This window comes from Rhizobium sp. TAL182, from assembly GCF_002117725.1.
Lineage (GTDB): Bacteria > Pseudomonadota > Alphaproteobacteria > Rhizobiales > Rhizobiaceae > Rhizobium > Rhizobium esperanzae.
Map to the genome: position 1 here is coordinate 2,268,981 of NZ_CP021024.1, position 16,441 is coordinate 2,285,421.

At 60.3% G+C, this 16,441-nt stretch carries 12 protein-coding genes and 1 pseudogene; 5 read left to right on the plus strand and 8 right to left on the minus strand.

What is annotated here, in order from left to right:
* Positions 1-18: 18 nt before the first annotated feature.
* Positions 19-1,821 (minus strand): extracellular solute-binding protein, encoded by a 1,803-nt coding sequence (locus Tal182_RS11415; protein WP_085859500.1) that lies wholly within the window; start codon positions 1,819-1,821, stop codon positions 19-21.
* A 287-nt stretch (positions 1,822-2,108) separates the two neighbouring features.
* On the opposite strand from Tal182_RS11415, the gene Tal182_RS11420 reads away from it, so the two are divergent.
* Positions 2,109-2,771 carry an invasion associated locus B family protein gene (locus tag Tal182_RS11420; protein ID WP_064802569.1) on the plus strand — a complete coding sequence of 221 codons (663 nt, stop codon included), beginning with the start codon at positions 2,109-2,111 and terminating at the stop codon, positions 2,769-2,771.
* A gap of 121 nt (positions 2,772-2,892) precedes the next feature.
* On the opposite strand, the gene hspQ is transcribed toward Tal182_RS11420, so the two are convergent.
* The 3 genes from hspQ to Tal182_RS11435 form a co-directional block, all read right to left on the minus strand.
* Positions 2,893-3,222 (minus strand): heat shock protein HspQ, encoded by a 330-nt coding sequence (hspQ, locus tag Tal182_RS11425; protein WP_064802571.1) that lies wholly within the window; start codon positions 3,220-3,222, stop codon positions 2,893-2,895.
* Positions 3,223-3,380: 158 nt separating this feature from the next.
* Complete coding sequence (gene glnA, locus Tal182_RS11430; protein WP_011425369.1) at positions 3,381-4,790, minus strand: type I glutamate--ammonia ligase; 1,410 nt, start codon at positions 4,788-4,790, stop codon at positions 3,381-3,383.
* A gap of 78 nt (positions 4,791-4,868) precedes the next feature.
* A complete protein-coding gene (locus Tal182_RS11435) occupies positions 4,869-5,207 on the minus strand; it encodes a P-II family nitrogen regulator (RefSeq protein ID WP_003539626.1) in 339 nt (112 codons plus the stop codon).
* 344 nt (positions 5,208-5,551) lie between these two features.
* On the opposite strand from Tal182_RS11435, the gene Tal182_RS11440 reads away from it, so the two are divergent.
* Positions 5,552-7,024 (plus strand): NAD(P)H-hydrate dehydratase, encoded by a 1,473-nt coding sequence (locus Tal182_RS11440; protein WP_085859501.1) that lies wholly within the window; start codon positions 5,552-5,554, stop codon positions 7,022-7,024.
* 21 nt (positions 7,025-7,045) lie between these two features.
* Here Tal182_RS11440 and Tal182_RS11445 read toward each other — a convergent pair whose 3' ends face one another.
* The 3 genes and pseudogenes from Tal182_RS11445 to uvrA all read right to left on the minus strand — a co-directional run bounded on the left by Tal182_RS11445 (position 7,046) and on the right by uvrA (position 10,944).
* Positions 7,046-7,852 carry a DUF72 domain-containing protein gene (locus Tal182_RS11445; protein WP_064802577.1) on the minus strand — a complete coding sequence of 269 codons (807 nt, stop codon included), beginning with the start codon at positions 7,850-7,852 and terminating at the stop codon, positions 7,046-7,048.
* Positions 7,853-7,875: 23 nt separating this feature from the next.
* Positions 7,876-7,992: pseudogene (locus tag Tal182_RS32725) on the minus strand (GNAT family N-acetyltransferase); the annotation flags it as partial.
* A gap of 30 nt (positions 7,993-8,022) precedes the next feature.
* Positions 8,023-10,944: an excinuclease ABC subunit UvrA gene (gene uvrA / locus Tal182_RS11455; RefSeq protein WP_064802578.1), complete on the minus strand. Its 2,922-nt coding sequence runs from the start codon at positions 10,942-10,944 to the stop codon at positions 8,023-8,025.
* Between the two features lie 282 nt (positions 10,945-11,226).
* Between uvrA and Tal182_RS11460 the strand changes: the two genes are divergently transcribed.
* The gene (locus tag Tal182_RS11460; protein ID WP_064802580.1) at positions 11,227-11,739 is read left to right on the plus strand and encodes a single-stranded DNA-binding protein; all 513 of its coding nucleotides are present in this window, start codon (positions 11,227-11,229) and stop codon (positions 11,737-11,739) included.
* 220 nt (positions 11,740-11,959) lie between these two features.
* Positions 11,960-12,526, plus strand: coding sequence for a DUF2569 family protein (locus tag Tal182_RS11465; protein ID WP_085859502.1), 567 nt, complete (start codon positions 11,960-11,962; stop codon positions 12,524-12,526).
* A 134-nt stretch (positions 12,527-12,660) separates the two neighbouring features.
* On the opposite strand, the gene Tal182_RS11470 is transcribed toward Tal182_RS11465, so the two are convergent.
* On the minus strand, positions 12,661-13,308 hold the full coding sequence (locus Tal182_RS11470; protein ID WP_064810390.1) for a MarC family protein: 648 nt from the start codon (positions 13,306-13,308) through the stop codon (positions 12,661-12,663).
* Positions 13,309-13,545: 237 nt separating this feature from the next.
* On the opposite strand from Tal182_RS11470, the gene gyrA reads away from it, so the two are divergent.
* Positions 13,546-16,335, plus strand: coding sequence for a DNA gyrase subunit A (gene gyrA, locus Tal182_RS11475; protein WP_064802585.1), 2,790 nt, complete (start codon positions 13,546-13,548; stop codon positions 16,333-16,335).
* Positions 16,336-16,441 lie beyond the last annotated feature (106 nt).

Here is a 16,441-nt window from a genome sequence, read left to right on the forward strand (position 1 = left end):
CGAAGTTTTCGGCCGCTTCTATTGGGCGCTTGTATCCCACCAAACCGGCAGCTGGTAGCCGTAAAGCGGTACCGCGTCGGGATGGCCGATGCGCTTGCTGCGGGCAACCCACTGCTGGTCCATATGATATAGCGGCAGGACGTAATGGCTGGATAGCAGCAGCCGGTCGTAGGAGCGTACCGCCGCGGTGAAATCTTCCGCAGAGCGTGCCCTCAGCAGATGGTCGATCAGCGTATCGAGATCGGGATCGTTGGCGCCGGCAAAACTATCGGTCCCCTCGCGGGTGCGCGCAGCCGAAGACCAGCGGCCGAGCTGTTCGTTTCCAGGTGATAGCGACGAGGTATAGGACTTCATGATCATGTCGTAATCGAAGCTGTTCGTCCGGCTCTGATACTGCGAATCATCGACAGTGCGAATCGAAGCCGCAATGCCGATCGTCTGCAGCGAACGCTGATAGGCGACGGCAAGCTTCTCCTGGTCGGCATTCTGCGTCATGATCTCGAAAGCGAGCTGGCGGCCGGAGGCGTCAAGCATCTTGCCACCCTGAATCGCATAGCCGCCCTGTTTCAGAAGCGCGACGGCCTGCTTCAGCACATTGCGGTCTCGTCCGGAACCGTCGGTGACCGGCAGCTTATAGATGCCCTCGAGAATTTCAGGCGCGATCTTGTCCTTGATCGGCCCGAGCAGCGCAAGCTCGGCCGCATTCGCGGGAACACCGAAGCTTGAGAGTTCCGAGTTCTGCCAGAAACTCTGCGTCCGCTTGTAGGCGCCGGAATAGAGATTCTTGTTCGCCCATTCGAAATCGAACACCAGCGACAGGCCTTCGCGCACCTTCGGATCGGCAAAGATCGACCGGCGCGTGTTGAACACGAAGCCGAGCATGCCGCTTGGCAGTTTCGGTGTGAACACGTCCTTGATCACGGCCCCGGAGGTGGCGGCCGGGAAGTTATAGGCATTGGCCCAATGGCCGGGATTGCCGTCGGGATAGAGGTCGACATCGCCCTTCTTGAAGGCTTCGAACAGCGTCGTGTCCTGCAGGAAATACTGGACGGTGATCTGGTCGTAATTGTCAGTGCCAACCTTGGCCGGAATGTCCTTGCCCCAGTAGGTCGGATCGCGCTCATAGGTGATGCTCTCGCCGGGCTTCACCGTCTTCACCTTGTAGGGACCGGAACCGACCGGCGGCGTCAGGGACGTGCGGTCGAAGGTTTCCGGGTCGACCGCGTGTTTCGGCAGCACCGGAAAAAGACCGAAAATCAGAGGCGTCTCGCGGTCTGCCTTGTCGTTGAAGGTGAAGCGTACGCTGTGCTCGCCGACCTTCTCCATCTTGGCGACGACGTTGATGCGGTTGGAGTAGGGCACGCGTCCCTTGTCGCGCATCAGTTCGAAGGTGAACATCACGTCCTCCGGCGTCACCGGCTGACCGTCGGACCACTTCGCTTTCGGATTGAGGTTGAACTGGATGAAGCTCCTGTCCTCATCCCATTCGACCGTTTCGGCAAGCAGGCCGTAAAGCGTGAAAGGCTCGTCCCGGGAGCGCTGCATCAGCGATTCGTAGACGAGGTTCCCATATTCCGGATCCCACATGCCGCGCGCCGTCGTGCGCATGCTCTTCAGGATGAACGGGTTGAGGTTGTCGAAAGTGCCGACGACGCCATAGGTGATCTTGCCGCCCTTTTTCACGTCGGGATTGACGTAGGGAAAGTGCTTATAGTCAGGCGGCAAGGCCGGCTCGCCATGCATCGCGATGCCGTGCAGCGGCTCTGCGGCGACGGTGCCGCACAGCAAGGAGAGGACGAGAGGGACGATGATCCGGAGCATTCGGCAATCCTTGATCCGCGAAAAATAAGTGCATGATTCATCGCGAGATTAGCATGGGGTCGACTGATTCCAACACGCAGGCGCGATTTCTTTGGCCTGTCGATGAAATTGACTCTTAAATTGCCAAAGAAAAGCTGGATATCTTGAACGCTGCGATGTAACAGGTGAACCCGAAGTTTCGGGGTCATGCATTTGCCTTATTTTTCCATGAGGTGGACTGCCGAACGACCCGATGGTTGGGGCGGCACGTCGCTGCTCCGAACGGATATCAGGAGACGGAATTCGTTATGATGTTCAAGTCTGAAAAGAAAATGCGGGCAGCACTGTCCGTTCTGGCAGTGGTGTTCGGCGCTTCGGCACCGGTCTCCTCCTTCGCACAGGATGCGGCGGCGCAGGCTCCGGCCGATGCCCCGGCACAGGCCGCTGGCGCGCCGAAGCTCGGCTGGTACAAGACCTGCAGCAAGCAGGAAGACAACGACATCTGCGTCGTCCAGAACCTGATTCTCGCCAATGGCGGCCAGCTCGTCACGGCTGTCGGCCTGATTTCGGTCACCGGCAAGATCAACCGCAAGCTCCTGCAGGTCTCCGTTCCCACGGCACGCCTCATTCCTCCGGGCATCAGCATGCAGATCGACGGCGGCAAGGGCCAGAAGCTCGATTATGCCGTCTGCCTGCCGGACAAGTGCACCGCTGAAATTCCGCTGACCGACGCGATGATCGCCAGCCTCAAGAAGGGTAGCGACGTGATCTTCACTTCGATCAACTTCCGCCGCGCGCCGAACCCGATCAAGATTTCGCTCGAAGGCTTCACCGGCGCTTATGATGGCGAACCGGTTTCCGAATCCAAGCTCGCTGAAAGCCAGCGCAGCCTGCAGGAAGGCATGCAGAAGAAGGCTGAAGAAGCCCGTAAGAAGCTGGAAGACGCTCAGAAGGCTGCCAAGGCTCAGTAATCTAGTCGACAGGCTTGAACAAAAAACCCGGCTTCGTGCCGGGTTTTTTGTTTCTCGCCAAGAAAAAGGCCTCGCCGGGAGATGCGAGGCCTCGTTTCATCGATCGGCGTGTCTGATCTTATTAGTGGGCGAAGCTCATCTTGGGTTTGAACTGCCCGGACGGAGCCTGATCGAAAATCTGGTAGATCTGCGGGTTGCGAAGCGGCGTGCCGCTTTCGTCATTCACCAGGTTCTGCTCGGAGACATAGGCGACATATTCGCTTTCGTCGTTTTCGGCGAGCAGATGGTAGAAGGGCTGGTCCTTGCTCGGGCGCACTTCGGCGGGAATGGAGTTCCACCATTCCTCGGTATTCGCGAATTCCGGATCGACATCGAAGATGACGCCGCGAAACGGAAAAACCTTGTGCCGGACCACTTCGCCGATACTGAACTTTGCTAGTCTTTCTTTCATGGTACGACTTCCTTTCATCACCAAATTTGGTGATTGGTGCGGTGCAAATCAAGAATTTTGCACCAGCGCGTCACATGAACGTCATATCCTCCTTCTGCCGTTCATGACCGGGGGAGGTAAAGGTCCCGGCGAACCGGGACTTTCCGCGTGGCGGCCGATCAGGCCGAATAATACATGTCGTATTCGACAGGATGCGGCGTCATTTCGAAACGCATCACCTCTGCCATTTTCAGCTCGATGAAGGCATCGATCTGGTCGTCGTCGAAGACGCCGCCGGCGGTCAGGAACTTGCGGTCCTTGTCGAGGCTTTCGAGCGCTTCGCGCAACGAACCGCAGACGGTCGGGATCTTCTTCAGTTCCTTCGGCGGCAGATCGTAGAGATCCTTGTCCATGGCCTTGCCGGGATGGATCTTGTTCTTGATGCCGTCGAGGCCGGCCATCAGCATGGCGGCGAAGGCGAGGTAGGGGTTGGCGGTCGGATCCGGGAAGCGGACTTCGACGCGCTTGGCCTTCGGGTTGGAGCCGAACGGAATGCGGCAGGAAGCCGAGCGGTTGCGGGCCGAATAGGCGAGTAGCACCGGCGCTTCATAACCCGGCACGAGACGCTTGTAGGAGTTCGTCGACGGATTGGTGAAGGCATTGATTGCCTTGGCGTGCTTGATGATGCCGCCGATGTAGTAGAGGCAGGTCTCGGAGAGGCCGGCATATTCGTCGCCGGCAAACGTCGGCTTGCCGCCCTTCCAGATCGACTGGTGCACGTGCATGCCCGAACCGTTGTCGCCGAAGATCGGTTTCGGCATGAAGGTCGCCGTCTTGCCGTAGGCGTTGGCCACCTGGTGCACGACATATTTGTAGATCTGCATCTTGTCGGCGTTGCGCACCAGCGTGTCGAACTTGATGCCGAGTTCGTGCTGGGCGGCGGCGACTTCATGGTGATGCTTTTCGACGACGACGCCCATTTCCGAGAGCACCGTCAGCATTTCCGAACGCATGTCCTGAGCGCTGTCGACCGGGGGAACCGGGAAATAGCCGCCCTTGACGCGCGGGCGATGGCCGAGGTTGCCGGTTTCATAATCGGTGTCGTCGTTCGACGGCAATTCGGTCGAATCGAGCTTGAAGCCGGTATTGTAGGGATCGGCCTTGTACTTGACGTCGTCGAAGACGAAGAATTCGGCTTCCGGGCCGACGAAGATCGTGTCGCCGATCCCGGAGGCTTTGAGATAGGCTTCGGCCTTCTTGGCGGTGCCGCGCGGATCGCGGTTATAGGCCTCGCCGGAAACCGGATCGAGAATGTCGCAGACGATGACCATGGTCGACTGGGCGAAGAATGGATCCATATGCACCGTTTCGGTATCGGGCATCAGCACCATGTCGGACTCGTTGATGGCCTTCCAGCCGCCGATCGAGGAGCCGTCGAACATCACGCCGTCGGCGAACATGTCTTCGTCGACGACGGCAACGTCCATCGTCACATGCTGCAACTTGCCCTTCGGATCGGTGAAGCGCAGATCGACGAACTTCACGTCGTTTTCCTGGATCTGCTTCAGAATTTCGCTTGCGGTCGCCATTAAATACCTTCCTCCAATTAGCAATGACAATAGGTGGGCGCGGTGACGGTATCGGACTTTGCGCGGTAGGCAAAGTGGTCAGATGGCATCGATGCCGGTCTCGCCGGTGCGGATGCGGATAACCTCTTCGACATTGGAGACGAAGATCTTTCCGTCGCCGATGCGGCCGGTTTGCGCCGCCTTGCGGATCGCGTCGATGACCGCCTCGGCGTTTTCGTCGGCCAGCACCACCTCGACTTTCACTTTCGGCAGGAAATCGACGACGTATTCGGCACCGCGGTAGAGTTCCGTATGGCCCTTCTGACGACCGAAGCCCTTGGCTTCCGTGACTGTGATACCCTGCAGGCCGACTTCCTGAAGGGCTTCCTTCACTTCGTCCAGCTTGAAGGGCTTAATGATCGCTTCGATCTTTTTCATGAGAAAATGTCTCTCCGCTTCTCCTGTTATGGCAGGGATGTTCCCGCTCGCGGATATGATGCAGATATCGTGCCAGTTTGAAATCCGTGTTATCGAAAAAAAACGTCGATTTTGTCGAAACCGGCGCGTCTGCGGGGAATTTAATGTCGATTTGGTGACGAGAGGGGTGGAAAAACGTCGGCTATCGGAGAAAAATCGGCCGAAAACCGGAAAAGCCAGGTTTTCCTTCGATTGCAAAACCAAGTTGCGAGGCGATTAAAATATAAGCAAATGCACAAATTTAGATCTCTGTCGCTTCTCTCCAGACGGTTGTTTTTTGTGCGTTTTTTGAATTGAATAGGCTGATGAGCAAACATCTCTCCGAGCTTCTGGTGACGCCTGCCGAAATGAGCGCCATCGATGCGGCCGCAGCTGCCTCCGGAATCGATTCCTTCGGCCTGATGGAAAGGGCAGGGGCCGCCGCCGCGGCTGCCGCGCTCAGGCTTCATCCCGGGGCGCTGCGTTTCGTCGTGCTCTGCGGCCCCGGCAACAACGGGGGCGACGCCTATGTCGCGGCAAGGCATCTGCTGGAGGCCGGAGCGACCGTGGCACTTTTTCATCTCGGCGATCCCGCAAAGCTGAAAGGCGATGCCGCCCGCGCTCGGGCTGGCTGCGCATTGCAGGGCCAAGAACTCGGCCGCTATCGGCCGGAAGCCGGCGACGTCGTCATCGACGGTCTGTTCGGAGCAGGCCTCGGGCGCGCGGTGCCGGCCGATGTGGCTGCCTTGACCAAGCGTGTCGCCGAGGCCGGTATCGCGGTGCTCGCCATCGATCTGCCCTCAGGCGTCGATGGCCGCACCGGCAAGGTGCTGGGTGCTGCCTTCCAGGCTCGCAATACCATCACCTTCATGACCCGAAAGCCCGGCCATCTCCTGATGCCGGGCAGGGAGCTTTGCGGCGAGTTGGAAGTCTTCGACATCGGCATTCCCGCCCGGATCATCCGGGCTGAGGCGGGCGGCGCCATCGCCGAGAACACACCTGACGCCTGGAAGGGCGTGCTGCCGGCCGAGCAGCTGGAAACCCACAAATACAAGCGCGGCCATCTGGTCGTTTTCTCAGGCGAGGCCGACAAGACCGGGGCTGCCCGCATGTCGGCGGTCTCCGGCCTGAAGGCCGGCGCCGGCCTGGTAACGATCGCCACCCCCGGCGCAGCGATGGCCGCCAATGCCGCGCATCTCACAGCCGTCATGCTGCATGCAGTCGACGACGAGGCGGATCTGGCAGAGTGGCTGTCCGACAAGCGGCTGCAGACATTCGTCCTCGGTCCCGGCTTCGGTGTCGGCGCGAGAGCCCGCGGCTTCGTCACCGCGCTTGCCGATCGCCGACTCGTGCTCGATGCCGACGGCATCTCTTCGTTCAAGGACGATCCGCAACAGCTTTTTGACCTTTTCCAGGGCGAGCCGCGTCTGGTGCTGACGCCGCACGAGGGTGAATTTTCGCGGCTCTTTCCGGATATTGGCGACGACGAAACGCTGGGGAAGGTAGACAAGGCCGTGGCGGCCGCCCGCCGCGCCAATTCCGCGATCGTCTATAAGGGCGCCGATACCGTAATCGCCTCGCCGGACGGGCGCGCGCTCATCAATACCAATGCGCCTGTCTGGCTTGCCACGGCAGGTTCCGGCGATGTGCTTGCCGGCATCATCGGCGGATTGCTCGCCCAGGGCCTGGCGACTTTTGAAGCTGCGGCCGCCGCCGTCTGGCTGCACGGAGAGGCTGGCCAGCGCGCCGGCAAGGGGCTGACGGCGGAAGAGCTTGCAGCCGAGGTGTTGCCGCTTTAGCCCGGGCTAAGTCTCAATCGCCTATTTTGCCAGCAACTGCTGCAGCGCGATCGCCCCGTGCGGCGCATTGACCTTGCCCTCGTGGATCATGAAGGCGAAGACATCGCGCGGCTCAGCCTTCACCTGACGATCCCCGTCGATCAGCGGCAGATCGTCCGGAACTTTGCCCTCGGCCCAGGTCTCGAGCCGCTTTGCCCAGGCCTTCAGATCCTTGTCGGGATAGCAGGTCGGAATATCATCCGATCCCTTCTGCAGTCGGGCATAGACGAAATCTGCCGTCACATCGGCGATCATCGGATATTCGAAATGTTCGGCACAAACCGGCGCCACGCCATATCTAGCAAGCAGAGCAACGAATTCCGGCACCTTGAAGGAATCGTGCCGCACCTCCACCACGTGACGGAGCGCCAGTCCGTCCTGCTTTGCCGGCAGCAGCTTCAGGAAGGCTTCGAAATCGTCCGGATCGAATTTCTTTGTCGGTGCGAATTGCCAGAGCAGCGGCCCGAGATGATCGCCGAGCTCGCTTATTCCGGATGTGAGGAAGCGCTCCATCGATTCACCGGCTTCCGCGAGCACCCGCCGATTGGTGACGAACCGCGTTGCCTTCAGCGAAAAGATAAAGCCATCGGGCACATCCGCTGCCCATTTCGCAAAGACCGCAGGCTTTTGCGTGCTGTAATAGGTGCCATTGACCTCGATGACCTTCAACTGACGGCTGGCATAATGCAGCTCGTCCTTCTGTTTCAGATCGGCGGGAAAGAAATGCCCCCGCCAGGGCTCGAAGGTCCAGCCGCCGACGCCGGTGCGGATAGTGCCGGATTTCGTCATGTCGTCCTCCCAGTTCGCGGCAGTCAAGCCGCATGAATCTCTTTCGTCATGTCGATGAGCGTCCATCCTGGCCGATAAGGGTTCGGCCTGCGACCCGTTTTCCGGAACCCGAAGACACTATAGAGCGCGATATTCCGTTTGGAGATCGTCGGGCGACGCCAACCTCATGGTCATTCCGCCGCGACCGCCTTCTTCGCCGGCCGCCGCTCCAGCAACTCCTTCAGGAACTGGCCGGTATAGGAGCGCTTTTCCCTGACGATCGCTTCTGGTGTGCCGGTCGCGACGATCTCGCCGCCGCCATCGCCGCCTTCGGGGCCGAAATCGAGCACCCAGTCCGCTGTCTTGATGACTTCGAGATTGTGCTCGATCACCACGACGGAATTGCCCTGGTTGACGAGCTCGTGCAGCATTTCCAGGAGCTTGGCGACGTCGTGGAAGTGTAGGCCGGTCGTCGGCTCGTCGAGAATGTAGAGCGTGCGTCCGGTCGAACGTTTCGACAGTTCCTTGGCGAGCTTGACGCGCTGCGCTTCGCCGCCCGAGAGCGTATTGGCCTGCTGACCGACCTTGATGTAACCGAGGCCGACATCCTTCAGCGATTGCAGCTTGTCGCGCACGGCGGGGACTGCCGCAAAGAAATCGACGCCCTCCTCCACCGTCATGTCGAGCACGTCGGCGATCGACTTCTGCTTGAAGGTCACGTCGAGCGTCTCGCGGTTATAGCGCTTGCCGTGGCAGACGTCGCAGGTGACGTAGACATCGGGCAGGAAGTGCATCTCGATCTTGATGACGCCGTCGCCCTGGCAGGCTTCGCAGCGTCCGCCCTTGACGTTGAAGGAAAAGCGGCCCGGCTGGTAGCCGCGCGCCTTGGCTTCCGGCAGGCCGGCGAACCAATCGCGGATCGGCGTGAAGGCGCCGGTATAGGTCGCCGGATTCGAGCGTGGCGTGCGGCCGATCGGCGACTGGTCGATATCGATCACCTTGTCGATATGCTCGAAACCGTCGATGCGGTCGTGGTCGGCCGGAATTTCGCGCGCGCCCATAACGCGGCGAGCCGCCGATTTATAGAGCGTCTCGATCAGAAAGGTGGATTTGCCGCCGCCGGAAACCCCGGTCACCGCCGTGAAGACGCCGAGCGGGATCGACGCGGTGACGTTCTTCAGATTGTTGCCGCGTGCGCCGATCACCTTAATTTCGCGGCCCTTCTTCGGCTTACGGCGCTCTTCGGGAACGGGAACGCCGAGTTCGCCGGAGAGATATTTGCCGGTCAGTGACTTCGGATTGTCCATAATGTCCTGCGGCGTGCCATGGGCGATAACCTCACCGCCATGGATGCCGGCGGCCGGACCGATATCCACCACGTCGTCGGCCGTCAGGATCGCATCCTCGTCATGCTCGACGACGATGACGGTGTTGCCGATGTCACGCAGGTGCTTCAGCGTGTCGAGCAGCCGGGCGTTATCGCGCTGATGCAGGCCGATCGACGGCTCGTCGAGCACGTAGAGCACGCCCGTCAGCCCCGAACCAATCTGCGAGGCGAGCCGGATGCGCTGGCTCTCGCCACCCGATAGCGTGCCGGAATTGCGCGACAGGCTCAGATATTCCAGGCCGACATCGTTCAAAAAGCGCAGGCGGTCGCGGATTTCCTTGAGAATGCGGACGGCGATTTCGTTCTGCTTGGCGTTGAACGTCGCCGGCAGTGCCTCGAACCAGTCGCGCGCGATGCGGATCGACATGCCGGTGACTTCGCCGATATGCAGCTTGTCAATCTTCACCGCCAGCGCTTCCGGCTTCAGGCGGAAGCCGTTGCAGGCCGGGCAGGGGGCGGCCGACATGAAGCGCTCGATATCCTCGCGCGCCCAGGCGGAATCGGTCTCCTTCCAGCGGCGTTCGAGATTGGTGATGATGCCCTCGAAATTCTTGTGCGTCGTATAGGAGCGGGCGCCGTCGGCGTAGTGGAACTCGATCTTGTCGTCGGTGCCGTTGAGAATGACGTCCTTGGCCTCGTCGGACAGGTCGTTCCAGCGGGTGCCGAGCTTGAAGCCGTAATGTTTGCCGAGCGCTTCCAGCGTCTGGTTGTAATAGGGCGAGGTCGACTTGGCCCAGGGCGCGATCGCTCCGTCGCGCAAAGTCCGCTCCGGTTCGGGCACGATCAGGTCGGGGTCGATCTTCTGCTGGGCGCCGAGACCGTCGCAGGTCGGGCAGGCGCCGAAGGGATTGTTGAAGGAGAAGAGCCTGGGTTCGATTTCCGGGATGGTGAAGCCCGAGACCGGGCAGGCGAATTTCTCCGAAAACAGCACGCGCTCATGCGTTTCGTTCAGCGACTTGTTGGCCGAACCGCCGGCCGAGGTCTCTTCCGGCGGCAGCGGCTTGTCGGCGAATTCGGCGATCGCCAGCCCGTCGGCGAGCTTCAGGCAGGTTTCAAGGCTGTCGGCCAGGCGTGCCGAGACATCCGGGCGCACGACGATACGGTCGACCACCACGTCGATGTCGTGCTTGTATTTCTTGTCGAGAACAGGCGCCTCGGCGATCTCGTAGAACTGGCCATCGACCTTGACGCGCTGGAAGCCCTTCTTCATCAGCTCCGCCAGTTCCTTCTTGTATTCGCCCTTGCGGCCGCGCACGAGCGGCGCGAGAATATAGAGACGAGTACCCTCGCCGAAAGCGAGGATGCGGTCGACCATCTGGCTGACGGTCTGGCTCTCGATCGGCAGGCCTGTCGCCGGCGAATAGGGAACGCCGACGCGGGCAAAGAGCAGGCGCATGTAATCGTAGATCTCGGTGACCGTGCCGACCGTCGAGCGCGGGTTGCGCGAGGTGGTCTTCTGCTCGATCGAAATGGCAGGCGACAGCCCGTCGATCTGGTCGACATCGGGCTTCTGCATCATTTCCAGGAATTGCCGGGCATAGGCCGACAGGCTTTCGACATAGCGCCGCTGGCCCTCGGCATAGATGGTGTCGAAGGCGAGCGAGGATTTGCCGGATCCCGAAAGCCCGGTCATGACGATCAGCTTGTTGCGCGGCAGATCGAGATCGATGCTCTTCAGATTGTGCTCGCGCGCGCCGCGGATGGAGATCGTCTTCAGTTCGCTCATCGTCTCTGCTTTGGTTTTCTGGATAACAGCCCTTATTTAGTGATGCCGACGGGCGAGTCGAGGCTGAATATCCTGGATGGCTCAAGGTTTTCGATTCTGTTGACAGGATCATACGGATAAACTAGAACAAATAAAGAACAAAATTCCTGATGAATGCATGCGGCTTTCTGATGGATAAACATGTGGATGAACGACCGTTTACGCGCATTGGCGGTCCGCGATGGTTTAAGGTGCGCCGATCGATCAACGCCGCCGGGCAGGGCGGCAGGCAGGGTGAAAAGCATGGCTGGTAGCGTGAACAAGGTAATTCTGGTTGGAAACGTGGGTGCAGACCCTGAAATCCGCCGCACTCAGGATGGCCGGCCGATCGCCAACCTCCGCATCGCGACCTCGGAAACCTGGCGCGACCGCAATTCTGGCGAACGCCGCGAAAAGACCGAGTGGCATACTGTCGTCGTCTTCAACGAAGGCCTCTGCAAGGTCGTCGAGCAATATGTGAAGAAGGGCGCCAAGCTCTATATCGAAGGCCAGCTGCAGACCCGCAAGTGGCAGGATCAGCAGGGCCAGGACCGCTACTCGACGGAGGTCGTGCTGCAGGGCTTCAATTCGACGTTGACGATGCTCGACGGCCGCGGCGATGGCGGCGGCGCGAGCTCCGGCTTCGGCGGTGGCCGTGGCGGCAGCAGCAACAATGATTACGGCGATGACTACGGCGCCCCGGCTCCTTCATCATCGCCGAGCCGCGGCGGCGGCGGCAACTTCTCGCGCGATCTCGACGACGACATCCCGTTCTAAAGAGAATTGTGCGAACCCCGGCGGATCAGCATTGGAAGAACGGGTTGAAATTGTCCGACTTCCTTGCTCGGGCTCGGTCGGCGAGACGCCAAGTGGTCTTTTGCGAGATTGGTTCCAGATGCTCCGCGAATAAAGGCGGGTGATCGGCCAGAACTGGTGTCGGGGATGAGCGGAACCGCCTTATGCAGGTGGAGATTTCAGGCTTTCGGGGGATTTGCTGATGGGATCGTTTTCTATTTGGCATTGGTTGATTGTTTTTCTATTTTTCGGAGTGCCAATTTATTTTGCTGTTAGATCAGCCAGGAGAACAACAGACCCAGTCAACGGCCCGTCGGGTTTCGGTGGGTGGCTTCTGCTTTTAGCAATAGCAGAGGTCGTAGGACTACTTAAAACACTGGGAGCTGTTGCGAAGTCGATAGAAAATTATGCTGAATATGATGGTGGCGGAGGAGGCCAACTGGTGTTTATTGGCGAGGCCGCCTTGAACTTTGCGCTTATGGCGCTTCAAGTAGTGGTACTCTGGTTTATGTTTAAAAAGGACAGAATATTTCCGAAGTTGTTCTTCTATCAGTGGATAGCTATCCCAGTCGCCCTCGTACTCGATATTGCCTTCGTTTCCACCGTCCTAGGTATCGGTGTTAATCAACTTCTGACAGCCGAGATTGTTGCCCCGAGCGTATTTGCGACTATCGTCACCGGCCTGTGGGTGTGGTACGTGTCCAAATCGGTAAGGGTTCGGAACACATTTATCCAGCAAGTCCGCACTCGGAGCGAGATATTTTCGTAGAAAGCGACGATTTGATCCTCCCATTCAGTCTATACGCCGTGTTCTGATTTTCCGTTCTGACCGGTGGACCTGCGTGGTAGTACTTCGGAGCAGGATGTTCGAAAACGGCGTCAATGCTCTCGTTGATTTTCCGATCAATGCGGCGTCGCGCTGATCAGATTGAGCGCCGCCTTCGCACCGTCGACGACGAACTGCACTGCAAGGGCGGCGAGGATGACCCCGAGCAGCCGCGTCAGGATCGCCCGGCCGGTGACGCCGAGGAAGCGGTCGAGCCTTTCGGCGATCAGTAGCATCAGGAAAGTCAGCAGCAGGTTGGCGGCGATGACGGCGATCAGCTGCGCTTTTTCGACCGAGGACGGCAGTGTGCCGGCAAGCAGGATCGTCGCCGAGATCGCGCCCGGGCCTGCGATCAGCGGCAAGGCGAGGGGAAAGACGGCGACATTCTCGATATGATCCTTGGTGACCGCAGCCTCCGAGGCCTTCTCCTTGCGCTCCTGGCGCCGCTCGAACACCATCTCGAAGGCGATCCAGAAGAGCAGCAGTCCGCCGGCGATACGGAAGGCGCCGATCGATATGCCGAGCACGCCGAGCACCCCGGCGCCGAACAGGGCGAAGACCGCCAGTATGATGAAGGCGATGGTCGAACCGCGCAGCGCCACCTGCGTCCGCTGGGCCCTGCTCATGCCGGTCGTCAACCCCAGGAACAGCGGCGCCAGCCCCGGCGGATCGATGGTGACAAGTAGCGTCGTGAAGGCGTTGATCAACTGGTCGGCGCTTGCCATCGTCTCTCCGAAAGCCCATATGGGTGCGTGATTTTCTGCGATTGTGAAGCGGGGATTTGGATTTGGCAAATATGCCGCGGCGGCCCGCGGCGGATTTGTCCGGTCCGGTCGCACAAGTCCCGTGCTTTACCCTTTTTCGGCCGCAAAAGCCTGTTCAAAACGCGCTCGGAAATTGGCGCGGGAACAGGCTTTCCGCTATAAATCTTCAAGTGATTCTAGAAGAGATCGTGATCTGTTTTGACTGAGCAAACACCCCCCGGCGGCGGGAAGCTCCCGCCAGGCATCGAGCCCATCTCCATCATGGAGGAAATGCAGCGGTCGTATCTCGATTACGCCATGAGCGTCATCGTCAGCCGCGCGCTGCCCGACGTGCGCGACGGCCTGAAGCCCGTGCACCGGCGCATCCTCTACGGCATGTCCGAGCTCGGCATCGACTGGAACAAGAAATACGTCAAATGCGCCCGTGTCACCGGCGATGTGATGGGTAAATACCATCCGCACGGCAACGCCGCGATTTATGACGCGCTCGCCCGCATGGCGCAGCCTTGGTCGCTGCGCCTGCCGCTGATCGACGGTCAGGGCAATTTCGGCTCGGTCGACGGCGATCCGCCGGCGGCCGAACGTTACACCGAATGCCGCCTGGAAAAGGCTGCCCATTCGCTGCTCGACGATCTCGACAAGGAAACCGTCGACTTCCGCGACAACTATGACGGGACGCTGTCCGAGCCGGTCGTGGTTCCCGCCAAATTCCCGAACCTGCTCGTCAACGGCGCCGGCGGTATCGCCGTCGGCATGGCGACCAACATTCCGCCGCACAACCTGTCGGAAGTTATCGACGGCTGCATTGCGCTGATCAACGATCCGGCGATCGAGCTGCCGGAGCTGATGCAGATCATTCCCGGCCCTGACTTCCCCACCGGCGCCAAGATCCTCGGCCGTGCCGGCATCCGCTCGGCCTACGAGACCGGCCGCGGCTCCGTCATCATGCGCGGCGTCGCCACCATCGAGCCGATGCGTGGCGACCGCGAGCAGATCATCATCACCGAAATTCCCTATCAGGTGAACAAGGCGACGATGATCGAGAAGATGGCCGAGTTGGTGCGTGAAAAGCGCATCGAGGGCATCTCCGATCTGCGCGACGAATCCGACCGCCAGGGCTATCGCGTCGTCATCGAATTGAAGCGCGATGCCAATGCCGAGGTCATCCTCAATCAGCTTTACCGCTACACGCCGCTGCAGACCTCCTTCGGCTGCAATATGGTGGCGCTGAACGGCGGCAAGCCGGAGCAGTTGACGCTACTCGACATGCTGCGCGCCTTCGTCTCCTTCCGCGAAGAAGTCGTTAGCCGGAGAACGAAATTTCTGCTTCGCAAGGCGCGCGAGCGCGCCCACGTCTTGGTTGGTCTCGCCATCGCCGTCGCCAATATCGACGAAGTCATTCGCGTCATTCGTCAGGCACCGGATCCGCAGTCGGCCCGCGAAGAGCTGATGACGCGCCGCTGGCCGGCCGAAGATGTCGAAAGCCTGATCCGTCTGATCGACGATCCGCGCCACCGCATCAACGACGATCTCACCTACAACCTATCGGAAGAGCAGGCGCGCGCTATTCTCGAGCTGCGCCTTGCCCGCCTGACTGCACTCGGTCGTGACGAAATCGGTGATGAGCTCAATAAGATAGGCGAGGAAATCCGGGATTATCTCGATATTCTTTCCTCGCGTGTCCGCATCCAGACCATCGTCAAGGACGAGCTTTCCGCCGTCCGCGACGAGTTCGGCACGCCACGCCGCACCGAGATCGTCGATGGCGGCCTGGAGATGGACGACGAGGATCTGATCGCCCGCGAAGACATGGTGGTCACCGTCTCGCATCTCGGTTACATCAAGCGCGTGCCGCTGACCACCTACCGCGCCCAGCGCCGCGGCGGTAAGGGCCGCTCCGGCATGACGACCCGCGATGAGGATTTCGTTAGCCGGCTATTCGTGGTCAATACCCATACGCCGGTCCTGTTCTTCTCCTCCCGCGGCATCGTCTATAAGGAGAAGGTCTGGCGTCTGCCGATCGGCACGCCGACCTCGCGCGGCAAAGCGCTGATCAACATGCTGCCGCTCGAACCCGGCGAACGCATCACCACCATCCTGCCCTTGCCCGAGGACGAGGCGAGCTGGGACAATCTCGACGTCATGTTCTCGACAACGCGCGGTACGGTTCGCCGCAACAAGCTGTCGGACTTCGTCCAGGTCAACCGCAACGGCAAGATCGCCATGAAGCTGGAGGAGGAGGGCGACGAAATCCTCTCCGTCGAGACATGCACCGAGCGGGACGACGTTCTCCTGACCACGGCGCTCGGCCAGTGCATCCGCTTCTCCGTCGACGACGTCCGCGTCTTTGCCGGCCGCAACTCGATCGGCGTGCGCGGCATCAATCTCGGCGAGGGCGACCGCATCATCTCGATGACGATCGTCGGCCATGTCGATGCGGAGCCGTGGGAACGGGCCGCCTATCTCAAGCGTTCCGCCGCCGAGCGTCGCGCGACGGGCGTCGATGAAGAGGATATCGCGCTTGTCGGCGAGGAAGTCACCGAGGAGGGACAGCTCTCCGACGAACGCTACGAAGAGCTGAAGGCACGCGAGCAGTTCGTGCTCACCGTCTCCGAAAAGGGCTTCGGCAAGCGTTCGTCTTCCTACGACTTCCGCATCTCCGGCCGTGGCGGCAAGGGCATCCGCGCCACCGACACGTCGAAGACCGGCGAGATCGGCGAACTCGTTGCAGCCTTCCCAGTCGATGACGGCGACCAGATCATGCTCGTCTCCGATGGCGGCCAGTTGATCCGCGTACCGGTCGGCGGCATCCGCATCGCCAGCCGCGCCACCAAGGGCGTCACCATCTTCTCCACGGCCAAGGACGAGAAGGTCGTTTCGGTCGAGCGCATCAGCGAGCCGGAGGAGGATGAGACGGAAGGGACCGTCGAAGGCGCCGATGAGACGCCTGTCGCCGATGGCGATCCGGGCGGTGCTGCCGAAGAATGATCGAATGAACGGGGCGGCTTCCAGCCGCCCTTTTCTGTTAGGGCCTTGCTTGCAGGCTGAAGCATTCAGTTGGCTCACTCACTGCCCAAGAAAAAAGCCGGACGCT